Here is a 13,217-nt window from a genome sequence, read left to right as displayed (position 1 = left end):
TACGAGGTTTTTGGCATTTGACATAGTGCACGCTGTTGAGTTCTCAAGGATCGGACGCTCCCGGTGCTCCACCTTCCGGTGACGCTGCCGGGGCAACTTCTCTAAGCTACCACCTTCTGTGTCCGTGTCAAATCGACCGGCTGTCTTCCCGAAACCGCCGACAGGCGCACTCGAGATGCCAGGTTTCACTGACCGGGTGATCGATCGGGTCGATCAGAAAGTGGGTTTTTTATCCTAAGCCCGAAGATTCGACTCTGCAAGAGAACATCTCCGCGAGGAGCTCTTCGGTGGCTTTCGCCTGAGGATTCAGTCCCGCTTGAGGCCGGGAAGCACTTCCGCTTTCCGCACCTTTGGGGTGACGAGTAAGTACTTTACGTAGTTTCGGGAGCCCGGGCAAATCCAAATGGAATCCCGGGCGTGGCGCGCCCTACTCCCCCGAAATCTCGGGGGAACAGTACTCCGCGACAAAACCATCGATAGTCGCGATGTCGGCCTGTGAGTGCAGGTCAAGAAGATCGCCGGCGCGATTCGGGCTCGGCAGGCTATTCGCCACCGCGACAATGCCGTCGACCCGAGCACTGAACGACGTCACCTGCTCGGCAATTCCCGAGGGAGCCACAGGAACGAGGCCCTGCCAGGTCGCGGCATACGCCGAGATCGCCGGCACGTAGCCCGCCGGGTCCTCGAGCTGGGGCCAACCGTAGTCCGGGTCGCCCGTCCCGAAGATCGTCGGTGTCGCCGCGAGGGTTGCGCAGAACTCTTCGCTCTCCGCCACGACCGCGGCGTGAGCCGCTGCTGCAGCATCCGCAGCCGCCTGCGCCTCGCGCTGCTCCTCGAGTTCGAACCACAGGAAGGCTCCCGCCACCGCCATGACGAACGTCATCACGACCGCGACCCACGTCGCGGCCCTCGCGAGCGGCGACGGCCACCCGCGAAAGTCCCGGCCCCGAGCCATCGCGACGAGCGCCACCACGAAGCCGACCGGCGGCAGGAGGAACGCCAACACGATGGCCGCGATGTCGATGATGCGCAGATCACCGGGAACCTCACGAACGCGCGGGGCGAGCGGGCCCAAGACCGGATGCCCGCCCTCGGGACGGGAACCAGGCGCCGCTCCCCCAACGTGGGGAGCGGGAGGCGCGGACCGGTCCGCCGCCGGCGATGCGGCAGACGAGGCGGAAGCGGGGAACTGAGTCGCGAAAGCCGTAGTGGCTGCAGCATCCGAATCCCCCTCGTCGGTGGACCAGGGAGAAGAGGTCGACAGCGGCGAGGGCTCCGGCGACGCGGGCTCTGGTGTGAGGGGCTCTGGTGTGAGGGGCTCTGCTGCCCGGGACTCTGGCGCCAGGGGCTCGGATGCCAGGGGCTCGGGCACCCAAGGCTCGGCGGGCTGCGCTGCATCGAACGCCCGTGTAGGCGGGGTGTCCGGGGAAGCGGGCGGGGCGAAGGGCGAGGCGGCATCCGCCCCGGCCACGCCGGCATCGGAGGCGAGCAGGCCGGACGTCTGCAGGCTCGACGTCGAGAACGCTTGCGTTGCGGGCGAAGGATCAGGACGGGGCGGCTCCAAGAGAGGCGGCGGCGACGGCTCGACATCGCCGACCGGAAGACCCGCGACCTCGTCGTGAACAGAGACGCCCGGAGTGCCGTACACCGGCGGTGCCACGCCGAACGACTGCGGGGGTGTGATGGACGCCGCCGGCAGCCCGCTTTCAGGAGTGACAGATGCGGGCGCGCTTGCGGCCGCTGCGCCGAACGTCTCGCGATCGAAACCGAGAGCCTCGAACGCGCTGAAACCGCCCGTCTCGGGACGTGGCGTGTCGCCCGAAGGACCGCTCGCTTCGCGGAAATCCGATGCGGGGCCTCCATCGACCGAAGGGTCCACCTCAGCTTCGGCTCGTGCCGCCTCGCGAAGGCGACGACGGTCGCGCCTCAACTCGCCGCCAGGCGTTCCCGCCGAAAACGCGCTCGGCGCCGAACCCTCCGACCCTGCACGGTCTGCCTCACCGGTGCCCCGGCTGACATCAGGCTTTTCTTCCACGCTCTCCCCTCGCTGGCTCGCCCCATCCTAACGAGGCCGACCGAACCTAGCCCGCGACGACACCCGCGAGCGTCTTCTTGCCGCGCCGCAGCACAGCGAGACGGCCCGCAAGCAGGTGTGAGTCGATCGTTTCGGCGGCATCCGTCACGCTCACGTTGTTGACATAGACACCACCCTGCTCGATCGCGCGACGGGCCTCTCCCAGGCTCTTCACGAGAGAGGCATCGACAAGCAGCTGGGCGATCGTTGCGCCTGGGGATGCTGCCGCATGAGGAAGCTCGGCGAGCGCCGACTCAAGCGTCGCCGCATCGAGCGACTCAAGCTCGCCCTGACCGAAGAGCGCCTGCGCCGCCGCGATCGCCGCCTCGGTCGCCGCCGTGCCATGGACAAGCGACGTCACCTCAAACGCGAGAGTGCGCTGGGCCTCCCGCCGGAAAGGTTCCTCCGCCACGGCGCGCTCGAGCTCCTCGATGCGCGCCCGCGACAGAAACGTGAAGACCTTCAGCCGCGCGACCACGTCGGCGTCGTCGGTGTTGAGCCAGAACTGGTACATCGCGTAGGGACTTGTGAGCGAGGCATCCAGCCACACCGCATTGCCCTCACTCTTGCCGAACTTGGTGCCGTCGGAATTCGTGATGAGAGGGGTGCCGATCGCGTGAACGCTCACCCCTTCGGCCTTATGCACGAGGTCAGTGCCGCTCGTCAGATTGCCCCACTGGTCGGAGCCACCCGTCTGCAACACGCAGCCGTAATTGCGGTAGAGCTGGAGAAAATCCATACCCTGGAGAATCTGGTAGCTGAACTCGGTGAAGCTGATGCCCGCGTCTGAGTTGAGACGGGCGCTCACAGCATCCTTCTTGAGCATCGTGCCGACGCGGAAGTACTTGCCCACGTCGCGCAGGAAGTCGATCGCGGAGAGCGGGGCGGTCCAGTCCAGATTGTTGACAAGCTGAGCCGCATTCTCGCCCTCGAAGCTCAGGAACTTCGACACCTGCCCCTGAAGGTAGCCGACCCATTCCGCCACAACCTCGGGAGTGTTGAGGGTGCGCTCCGCCGTCGGCTTGGGATCGCCGATGAGGCCCGTAGACCCGCCGACCAGCGCCAGCGGCCGGTGGCCTGCCAGCTGCAGGCGGCGCAGCAGGAGGAGCTGGACCAGATTGCCCAGGTGAAGGCTCGGGGCCGTCGGATCGAAGCCGCAGTAATAGACGATCGGTGGCCCAGCGAGAAGCTCCCGAAGGGCCGACTCGTCTGTCGAAACGTGAATCAGGCCACGCCAGCGCAGCTCGTCCCACAGAGAGGGAAAGGAATCGTCGTTGCTCTGCTGCTCAAGGAGTTGCCCGGTCGTTGACACGACGTCAACGGTACCAGCGCGTCAGGCGGGCGAGTGCGGCGGCGCCGCACGGGTGACCCTGTCTCGCCCGTGCGTCTTTGAGGAGTACAGTGCCTTGTCGGCCCGAGAGACAACGCTCGCGAGCCCCTCTCCTGGAAACCACTCCGCGACGCCGAGCGAGATGGTCACCGCGCCCGCCGGCTCCGTCTCGGCTTCCGCTACAAGCGCCCGTAGCCGCTCGGCGAGAGGTACCGCCGTGTCAAGAGCCATCGCCGGTAGTACTACGAGGAATTCTTCGCCGCCCCATCGCACGACCGAGGATTCCGCTCGCACGTTCTGTTCGAGCGCCGAGGCGACCGCTTGCAACACGGCGTCACCGACGGGATGCCCGTAGCGGTCGTTGACGCTCTTGAAGCGGTCGATGTCGCCCATGACGACCGAGAAGGTTCCTCCACGTGCTTGGGCCTCAGCACGGGCTGCGTCGAGCATCGCCTCGCCCCCGCGACGGTTGAGAAGGCCCGTGAGAGGATCGCGATTTGCCCTGGCTCTCTCCTCCGAGCGACGCATGATGTCCTCAGTCACGTCTTTGCCCACATGGACCAGGCGACGTGCACCCGTCGTCTTGTCCACCACGACCGTCGTTGCGATGTCGAGGTAAACGCTCGCGCCAGCTGTGCTTCGTCCTCGAATCAGAATCCTCGGTGTGTCGGGCGCCACCAAATCCGTGGGCTCAAGGGTGCGCGGATCGATGGGCACCATCTCGAGCGCGTTTATCTCATTTCCCAGCACGTCGGCCTCGTCAAGCCCGCTCAGTCGCCGAAACCCTCGGTTGACGAACTCGATTCCCTCGTCGCTCGAAATGATGACCGAGTCCTCCGCGAGGTCGAGCGCTTCGAAAAGAGTGTCGCGCATACCCTCCGCCTCGACCCGTTGGCTCACGTCTCCCTGAAGCCAGAGAAAAAAGTCAACCTCGCCCGCCTGGTTACGCACGGGCGTCATGCTCCAGTCGACGTAGTAGAGCGCGCCATCCGGTCGCTTCTGCACGGTGCGCGAGCGATGAGCCTCGCCGGCCTGGAACGCGGCAAGGGCGGCGGCCAGCTTCTCCTCGTCCACCGTCTCCCGAGAGAACATGATGGGCGACTTGCCCTCCATTTCGGCAAAGGAATACCCCGTCAACTCGATCGCGGCCGCGTTGGCAGCAAGGATGCTGGGACGACCGGTCGCCTGCCCCGCATCGGTGATGAAGGCGGCGGATGGCATCTCCCGGATGACGTCCGCCACGAGCCGCAGGCGCACGGACGCCTCCTCGCTCAGCGATGCCCGGCCTGCGTCTGCACTCTTCATGCGCCGGACGGTACCACCCGCAGCTTGGCGAAGCCCCTGCTCTACTGAGCCCGTTCCGGATGCTCAAGCACCCTCGTGACAACCGGCCTCGTCGCTACGAGCGCGAGGCTGACCAGGGCTATGCCGACCGCGAAGGCCAGAGCAATGACAAGGAGCGAGGCCGGCGCCGTGATGAGCGCGTAGCCGGCCAGGGGAAACACCAGAAGCGCGCCGAGCGCCGCGGACCCGAGCGAAACCCAGGCGAGGGGCACCATGATGCCGCGCGCCCGAGCTGCTTCGAGAACCCCGCGAGGCATGCCGACGCGGTCGAGCCCGACGTAGAGATCGCGCCGATCAAGCACCGCCGAGGCCTGGTTCACCCCAACAGAGCACGCGACCATCAGGAAGGAGGCCACGAGAGTGATGATGATGCCCGTGCGCACGTCGCTGAAGAGCACGACCTGATCTGCCGGCCCACCCTCCTTGATGAGGAACGACACACCCGTGCCGCCGACCACCGCGACGAAGCTCGTCATCGCCAGCCCGCTGACCTGACGCCATGCGACCTTGGGTGCCTCCAGCATGGTTCTCGCGGCGATGAGCTTCTGAGCCGTGCCGGCGCGGGAGAGCTGAACGCGGGCAATGAGCCAGATCACCCACGGACCGACAAGATTGAGCACGCCGACACCGATCGCGAATGCCGCGGCGATCGCGACCGCGATCGCCGTGTAGCTCGGCAGCACCCCGAAGCTCTGGAGCGTGACAAACGCGACGATCACGACGACCGCGCCCACGAGCATCCGCAGCCAGCTAACGCGGGGCGCCGACTGCTTGAGACGCACACCCAGCGGGGAGATGACGACCTTTCGCAGGCCCACGACCGCGCTGACGGCCGCGAGCAGGACGATAGCGACGACGATCGCGGCGACCCACAGCGGCGAAAGAAGAATCGCGGCGGCGCCGATTGGCGCGCCGCCGAAGGGGATCAGCCCCACGAGAGGGGTCGCCGCCAGGTAGAGCACGACGCCGATGACGGCTCCCGCCGACGCAATGAGGGCAGACTCCAGGACCGTGATCGCGACAACCGCGCGGCCCGTCGCTCCGAGCAGGCGGAGGGTCGCTAGCCGGTCATCACGACGGCGGGCCGACAGACGCGCCGCGGCGCCGCTGAGACTGGCAAGAGGAATGACGAGCAAGGCGAGGGCGAGACCGCTCAGCAACTGATACGTGGCAGCCCACTCCTCATCGGGCCAGCGCCAGAACATGGCGCCGCCCCCCGCCACTGTGAGCAGCAGCGCGGTCGTGACCGCGAACGCCACCCCCGGGAGCAACAATGTCGACAGCGAGTCGGCACCGGGGCGCGCCAGCATCCATGTGAGACGGGCAATGGGCGCGCCGCGGCGCGACCGCGCGGGACGAGCCGGGATGCCTGTGGTTGTAGTGGTCGCGGTCATGCTGCCTCCTCAGAACCCGCGCGCTCGGCCCCGTCGAGGCGTCCGTCGCGCAACCTCACGATGCGTGAACAGCGAGCTGCCACCTGTTCGTCGTGAGTGACAACGACCAGCGCGCGGCCGCCATCCGTCGCAGCCTCGAGAAGGGCGGTCATCGTCTCGCGTGAAGTGGCCGAATCGAGCGCTCCCGTCGGCTCATCGGCGAAGATGAGGCGCGCCCCCGTGACCTGCGCCCGGGCAATCGCAACGCGCTGCGCCTGCCCACCCGAGAGCTCACCGATGCGGCGACGCTCGAGCCCGGCGAGCCCGAGCCGAGCGAGCCACGCGACCGCGTGTGCCTCCGCCGTCGCCCTGGACTGGCCCGCGAGGAGGAGCGGCAACGACGCGTTCTCGATGACGGTGAGCTCCGGGATGAGGAGGCCCTGCTGGAAGACAAAGCCGAAGTCCTCGCGACGCAGCCGCGATCGATCCGACTCGGAGAGGGCACTGACGGTGACCAGACCCGCCTCGGTCGTCACGATCACCTCGCCACTTGTCGGGGTGATGATGCCCGCGAGAGCGTGGAGGAGGGTTGTCTTGCCCGAGCCCGACGGCCCCATGATGGCGACAGACTCACCCGCGCGGACGGTGAGATCGACACCGTCGAGAGCCCGGGTGCCGGGGTAGGAGACCGTCAGGCGCGAGGCCGACAGGAGTGCTGCTGGGTCGTGGAAGTTCATGCATCCAGCCTGTCGTCAGGCCTCGGCCGACACATCGACCGGGCGGACCACACCGGGTCATCCGTCGGATGTATTCCTCGGGACGTTTGTCGCCCTGCCCGCCACGGTGCTCCTGGTCTTGGGCACGTGCCGCTTGTAGGGCGAGACGGTCGGGTCGCCGGGAACCCAGAAACGCCAGGGGAACTCCTCGGTGCCGCCTGGGCCGGACACGCCTGTTCGTGGGCCCGTCGCAACATCCGGCACCTGCTCGCCCAACGTCAGCCGGATGCGTGACGTCGCGAGATCGGCTCCCCCGTCATCGAGGGTGACACCGAGGGCGACACACACGCGCCCCGGCCCGCGCGCAAGGTCGGCATCGGAGCGAGACGTGTGGCGGCGGGCACGCGCCAGGTTGAGGCCCTCCACGACCTCGCCCGCGCGGATGAGGCATCCGGATGCCACGCCCTCTGGTGAGCAAACGATGTTGCAGCACGTGTGCATGCCATAGGTGAAGTACGTGTACAGATGCCCGGGTGGGCCGAACATGACGGCGTTGCGCCTCGTCTGGCCGCGGAAAGCATGTGACCCGGGGTCGGCCGCGCCGTGATAGGCCTCCAGCTCCGTGATGCGGATCGACACGCGCCCCTCGGGGGAATCAACCGAGAGAAGCGAGCCGAGCAGACGCGGGGCCGCCGTAACCGCATCTCCCGCGAGGAGCTCGGCAAGCGCCGCATCCATCACCGCTCGGCGAGCTCCCGCACTCGCTGAGTGAGGGCGCCGAGCTGCTCGGCCACGCGCTCCTGCGCTGTGCCGCCCACGCCGTTGCGGCTCGACACCGCACCCTCGATGGAAAGCACCTCACGCACTCCACCCGTGAGGCGGGTGTCGATCGCGGCATACTCCTCATCGCTTGGCTCGTGAAGCTCGAGCCCGCGCTCCTCACAGAAAGCGACGAGCGCCCCACTGATCTCGTGCGCCTCGCGGAACGGCACCCGCTGCCGGACCAGCCACTCCGCGACATCCGTCGCAAGCGAGAAACCCTGCGGCGCCAGCTCTGCCATTCGCTCGGTGTTGAAGCGCAGCGTGGCGACCATGCCCGTGAACGCGGGCAGCAGCACCTCGAGCGTCTCCACCGAGTCGAAGACAGGCTCCTTGTCCTCCTGCAGGTCGCGGTTGTAGGCGAGCGGGAGCCCCTTGAGAGTCGTGAGCAGACCCGTGAGATTGCCGACGAGACGCCCGGACTTGCCGCGTGCAAGTTCCGCAATGTCGGGGTTTTTCTTCTGCGGCATGATCGAAGAACCCGTCGAGTAGCCATCGTCGAGCGTCACGAAGTCGAACTCACGAGTGTTCCAGAGGATGATCTCCTCCGAAAGCCGCGACAGGTTGATGCCGATCGTGGAGGCGATGAAGGCGAACTCCGCCACGACGTCACGACTGGCGGTCGCGTCGATCGAGTTCTCGCTCGGCGCCGCAAGACCGAGCTCCCGCGCCACGAGCGAGGGATCCAAGCCGAGAGAGCTGCCCGCGAGCGCCCCGGCACCGTAGGGCGAGACGGATGCTCGCACCGACCAGTCCCGCAAACGCTCGAGGTCGCGCACGAGTGGCCAGGCGTGCGCCAGCAGGTGATGAGCCAGCAGGACGGGCTGGGCGTGCTGCAGGTGCGTGCGCCCCGGCATGATCGCCGTGGGATGTGCCGCCGCCTGCGCCGCAAGCGCATCGATGAGCTGAACCACCAGGTGCCGAATCGCGGCGGCATGGTCGAGGAGGTAGAGCCGCACGAGGGTTGCGATCTGGTCATTGCGGCTGCGGCCCGCACGCAGCTTGCCGCCAAGCTCCGGCCCCGCGATCGCGAGGAGGTGTCGTTCTAGGGCGCCATGGACATCCTCGTCGGACTCCTCGGCGACGAGCTCGCCCGAGGCTACCTCTGCCCCAAGCCGATCGAGCGCGGCCAGCATCCCCTCAAGCTCGCTGTCGTCGAGGTACCCGGCGGCCGCGAGCGCCTTGGCGTGCGCCTTGGAGCCGAGGATGTCATAGGGGGCGAGCTGCCAGTCAAAGTGGGTCGACTTGCTGAGCCGAGTCAACTCAGGCGAGGGTCCGCTGCTGAAACGGCCGCCCCAGAGCGAGCCCGTGTTGGTGCCGCGCGCCATCACGCCCTCCCTCCGTCGCTGCGCTCCAGAAGCCAGACGAGGAGCGCCTTCTGCGCGTGCAGCCTATTCTCCGCCTCATCCCAGATGACGCTCTGGGGGCCGTCGATCACGTCGGCCGTGACCTCGAAGCCGCGGTCGGCGGGAAGGCAATGCAGGAAGATCGCGTCACCCTTCGCCAGCGCCATGAGCTCGGAGTCGACGCGGTACTCGCCGAGCATGTCGACGCGCTGAGCCTTCTCCTCCTCCTTGCCCATCGAGACCCAGGTGTCGGTCACGACGACGTCCGCGCCCGCGACGGCCTCGCGCGGGTCGTAGAAGCACTCAACAGAGCCCCCCGTCGTCCCGGCGATCCTCGTGGCATCCGCAATGACGGACTCGGCGGGGTGGTAGCCCTCAGGGCTCGCGAAACGCACATGCATGCCGGCGGTTGCGCCAGCCAGCGCGTAGGACTGCGCCATGTTGCTCGCGCCATCGCCCAGGAACGTCACCGTCTGCCCCGCAAGGTCCCCGCGGTGCTCGCGGATGGTGAGCAGGTCGGCGAGCAGCTGGCAGGGGTGGAAGTCATCCGAAAGCGCGTTGACGACGGGAACCGTCGTGCCCTCGGCCATCTCCTCGAGCCCCGATTGCGCGTAGGTGCGCCACACGATCGCCGCGACCATCCGCTCCAGCACGCGCGCAGTGTCGGAGGCAGTCTCCTTGCCGCCCAGCTGGCTGCTCGCCATGCTGATGATGAGCGGGGCGCCGCCCAGGTCGGCGATACCGACCGCGAAGGAGACCCTCGTGCGGGTCGACGACTTGTCGAAGATCACCGCGACGGTCTGCGGACCCTCGAGGGGCCGGCGCGAGAAGCGGTCTGCCTTGAGCTCGAGTGCGAGATCGAGGATCTCCCGCTGCTCGGCCGGGCTGAGGTCGTCGTCGCGAAGGAAGTGCCTGGTCACTGTGCCGCCTCCAATGCGGTGCGGAAGTGCCGCGCGAACTCCTCGATCTCAACATCGCCCACGATGAGCGGCGGTGCGATACGCACGCTGTACTCGTTCGCCGCATTGATGATCAGTCCGGCCTCGAGGGCGGCCACCGAGATGCGATTCGCAGCGGGCTCCGTGAGGCCCACCCCGATGAGCAGACCGCGGCCACGCACCTCCGACACGAGGGGGGAATCAATGCCGCGGATGATCTCGCGCAGCTCTTCCCCCCGCTTGGCTGCGTTCTCGATGAGCCCCGACTTCTCGATCTCGGTGAGCACAGCATTCGCTGCAGCCGTCGCAAGTGGGTTGCCACCGAAGGTGCTGCCGTGGTGGCCGCGCTTGAAGAGCTCCGAGGCCTCGCCGAAGGTGACGAGGGCGCTGATCGGCATCCCCCCGGCGATGCCCTTCGCGATCGCCACCGCATCCGGCTCGATGCCGAACTGCTGGTAGGTGAACCACGTGCCCGTGCGGCCGACGCCCGTCTGGATCTCATCGAGGATCAGCAGCGCGCCATGCTCCGCCGTGAGCTCCCGCGCACGGCGGATGAAACCGTCCGGCAGGTCGACGACTCCCGCCTCGCCCTTGATGGGCTCGAACACGACGGCCGCGACCGTGTCGTCCATCGCCTCCTCGAGCGCCTCGATCGTGCCATCAATGTGCTCCACCTGGCCGAGGAGGGGCGCGAACGGATCCCTGAGCGCGGCCTTGCCCGTCAGCGAGAGCGCCCCCATGGTGCGGCCGTGGAACGCATTCGTGAGCGCGAGAATGCGGCTGCGCCGCCCGCCGCCGTCGTTGAGGCGAGCCAGCTTGAAGGCCGCCTCCATCGCCTCCGCGCCCGAGTTGCCGAAGTAGACGCGGCCGCTCTCCCCCGCCCCCGTGATGCGCTTGAGCCGCTCGGCGAGCTCAATCTGCGGCGGTGTGGCGAAATAGTTGGAGACGTGCGCAAGGGTCGCCACTTGGCTCGAGACCGCGTCAACGAGCGCCGGGTGGGCGTGACCGAGAGAGTTCACCGCGATGCCCGCGAGGAAGTCGAGGTAGCGCTTGCCGTTCGTGCCCCAGACGTGGCAGCCTTCACCTCGCTCCAGCATCGTGAGGGGTGTCGCGTGCGAGCCCATCATGGCCGCGCCGAACCTGCTGATCCAGTCCTGATTCTCCACTTACTCTGCCTTCGCTGTCGTCGTCTCGTCGCCGGGGGCGGTCTCGTGAGGGGTGGCATCGGGCACAACCTCGGTGCCGATGCCGCTGCTTCGGAACACCTCCGTCAGAATCGAGTGCGCCACCCGCCCGTCGATGATTGCGGCCTTGTCGACGCCGCCGTCCACCGCCTCAAGGCAGGCCGTCATCTTGGGGATCATGCCGGACTCGAGAGAGGGCAGGAGCGCACGAAGCTCGGATGCCGTAATCCGGGAGACGAGCGAGTCGCGGTTGGGCCAGTCCGAGTAGAGCCCCGCGACATCCGTCAGCACCACCAGCTTGACGGCGCCCAGGGCGACCGCGACGGATGCTGCCGCGGAATCCGCATTCACGTTCAGCACTTGCCCGGGCACGTCCCCATCGGGAGCAACCGAGGAGACGACCGGGATGCGGCCGGCATCGAGCAGCGCCGTGATGACGGCGGGGTCGACGCCGACGACGTCGCCCACGAGCCCGAGATCAACCTCTTCACCGTCGACGATCGTGCCCCGACGCTGACCGGTGAAGAGCCCCTGCGTCTCCCCCGAGAGCGCCTGGGCAAGGTTGCCATGCTCATTGATCAGGTCGACGAGTTCGCCGCTCACCTCGCGCGTGAGCACCTCCCGGACGACCTCCATCGCCTCGGGGCTTGTGACGCGAAGTCCGCCGCGGAATTCACTGCTGATGCCGCGTTCCGCGAGGGCGCGGGAAATCTGCGGCCCTCCCCCGTGCACGACGACGGGCCGGATGCCCACATGGTGCAGGTAGACCATGTCCTGCGCGAACGCCCTCTTGAGCTCATCGTCGACCATGGCGTTGCCGCCGAACTTGACGACGATGATGCGCCCCTGGAAGGCCCTGAGCCACGGGAGCGAGTCGATGAGGGCCTGCGCCCGCACTGCCTGGAGATCGGTGGAGTCGGTCATCAGCTGGAGTACGCGCTGTTCTCGTGCACGTAGTCGTGCGTGAGGTCGTTGGTGAGGATGATCGCCCCCGAGTGCCCCGCGTTCAGCTCGAGCTGCAGTAGGACCTCCCGAGGAGTCAGGTCGACCTCCTCGCGCGGCCGGTCGGGGCCACCCTTCGAACACACGCGGACGCCGTTGATGGAGACATCGACGTTGTAGGGGTCGAAATCGGCCGTCGTCGTGCCGATCGCCGCCAACACCCGACCCCAGTTGGGGTCGTTGCCGAAGATCGCTGCCTTGAAGAGGTTGTTGCGCGCGATCGAGCGCCCCACCTCGACGGCGTCGTCCTCGCTCGCGGCACTCATGACCTCGATGATGATGTCGTGGCTCGCGCCCTCTGCATCGCGTTGCAGCTGGAACGCCAGATCCATACAGAGTGCTTGCAGGGCCGCCGTGAACACGCCCAGATCCGGGCGGATACCGGATGCCCCGCTCGCGAGCAGGGTCACCTGGTCGTTGGTCGACATGCAGCCGTCGGAGTCGAGGCGGTCGAAGCTGATACGGGTAGCGGCGCGCAGCGCCTGATCCAGCTCTTCGCTCGTGAGCTCGGCATCGGTCGTGATCACAACGAGCATCGTGGCGAGGCCCGGCGCGAGCATACCCGCGCCCTTCGCCATGCCGCCGATCGTCCAGCCGTCGCGGCGAACCACCGCCGTCTTGGGGCGCGTGTCGGTCGTCATGATGGCGCGGGAGGCGTTCGCCCCGCCCTCTGCGCTGAGGGCTGCTGCCGCCGCGTCGACCCCCGCGAGCACCCGGTCGCGGAAGCTCTGGTCGCCGACGCCGATGAGCCCCGTCGAGCACACGAGCACGTCGCCCGCCGACACTTCGAGGGCGCGACCGACAGCCTCCGCCGTCAGGTGGCTCGTCTGGAAACCGAAGGACCCCGTGAAGCAGTTGGCGCCGCCCGAATTGAGCACGACCGCCGAAACGACTCCATCGGAAACCGCCTGCCGCGACCAGATGATCGGGTTGGCGACGGCACGGTTGCTCGTGAAGACCGCCGCGGCCGCCTGCGACGGCCCGCGGTTGACGACGAGCGCGACATCGAGCCCGCCCGAGGATTTGAGACCGGCGGCGACACCCGCCGCCTCGAAACCTGCTGGGGCGGTCACGCCCACACCCTCCGGGTC

11 protein-coding genes are annotated in these 13,217 nt (G+C 67.6%); all 11 read right to left on the bottom strand.

Annotated features, from left to right (window positions below; all coding sequences use genetic code 11):
- Positions 1-427: 427 nt before the first annotated feature.
- The 11 genes from OH146_RS13580 to argJ are packed head-to-tail and all read right to left on the bottom strand — an operon-like array spanning position 428 to position 13,205.
- Positions 428-2,035: a hypothetical protein gene (locus OH146_RS13580; RefSeq protein ID WP_265161661.1), complete on the bottom strand. Its 1,608-nt coding sequence runs from the start codon at positions 2,033-2,035 to the stop codon at positions 428-430.
- A 46-nt stretch (positions 2,036-2,081) separates the two neighbouring features.
- Entirely contained in the window at positions 2,082-3,386 is a 1,305-nt protein-coding gene (gene tyrS, locus OH146_RS13575; RefSeq protein ID WP_265161660.1) for a tyrosine--tRNA ligase, read from the bottom strand.
- 21 nt (positions 3,387-3,407) lie between these two features.
- Positions 3,408-4,709 (bottom strand): GGDEF domain-containing protein, encoded by a 1,302-nt coding sequence (locus OH146_RS13570; RefSeq protein WP_265161658.1) that lies wholly within the window; start codon positions 4,707-4,709, stop codon positions 3,408-3,410.
- Between the two features lie 41 nt (positions 4,710-4,750).
- On the bottom strand, positions 4,751-6,142 hold the full coding sequence (locus tag OH146_RS13565; RefSeq protein ID WP_265161657.1) for an FtsX-like permease family protein: 1,392 nt from the start codon (positions 6,140-6,142) through the stop codon (positions 4,751-4,753).
- A complete protein-coding gene (locus tag OH146_RS13560) occupies positions 6,139-6,858 on the bottom strand; it encodes an ABC transporter ATP-binding protein (protein WP_265161656.1) in 720 nt (239 codons plus the stop codon). Before OH146_RS13560 ends, OH146_RS13565 begins: the two co-directional genes overlap by 4 nt.
- Before the next feature lie 57 nt (positions 6,859-6,915).
- Positions 6,916-7,575, bottom strand: coding sequence for a DNA-3-methyladenine glycosylase (locus OH146_RS13555; RefSeq protein ID WP_265161654.1), 660 nt, complete (start codon positions 7,573-7,575; stop codon positions 6,916-6,918).
- A complete protein-coding gene (gene argH / locus OH146_RS13550) occupies positions 7,575-8,984 on the bottom strand; it encodes an argininosuccinate lyase (protein WP_265161651.1) in 1,410 nt (469 codons plus the stop codon). The genes OH146_RS13555 and argH overlap by 1 nt, the downstream gene beginning before the upstream one ends.
- Positions 8,984-9,922 (bottom strand): ornithine carbamoyltransferase, encoded by a 939-nt coding sequence (gene argF / locus OH146_RS13545; protein ID WP_265161649.1) that lies wholly within the window; start codon positions 9,920-9,922, stop codon positions 8,984-8,986. The genes argH and argF overlap by 1 nt, the downstream gene beginning before the upstream one ends.
- Positions 9,919-11,106 (bottom strand): acetylornithine transaminase, encoded by a 1,188-nt coding sequence (locus OH146_RS13540; RefSeq protein ID WP_308214962.1) that lies wholly within the window; start codon positions 11,104-11,106, stop codon positions 9,919-9,921. The genes argF and OH146_RS13540 overlap by 4 nt, the downstream gene beginning before the upstream one ends.
- Entirely contained in the window at positions 11,107-12,048 is a 942-nt protein-coding gene (gene argB, locus OH146_RS13535) for an acetylglutamate kinase (RefSeq protein ID WP_265161647.1), read from the bottom strand.
- Positions 12,048-13,205 (bottom strand): bifunctional glutamate N-acetyltransferase/amino-acid acetyltransferase ArgJ, encoded by a 1,158-nt coding sequence (argJ, locus tag OH146_RS13530; RefSeq protein ID WP_265161724.1) that lies wholly within the window; start codon positions 13,203-13,205, stop codon positions 12,048-12,050. The genes argB and argJ overlap by 1 nt, the downstream gene beginning before the upstream one ends.
- Positions 13,206-13,217: the final 12 nt, after the last annotated feature.

The organism is Homoserinimonas sedimenticola, from assembly GCF_026094475.1.
Lineage (GTDB): Bacteria > Actinomycetota > Actinomycetes > Actinomycetales > Microbacteriaceae > Homoserinimonas > Homoserinimonas sedimenticola.
The sequence above is the reverse complement of the archived record's forward strand: the minus strand, read 5'-3'. Positions and strand labels throughout refer to the sequence as shown.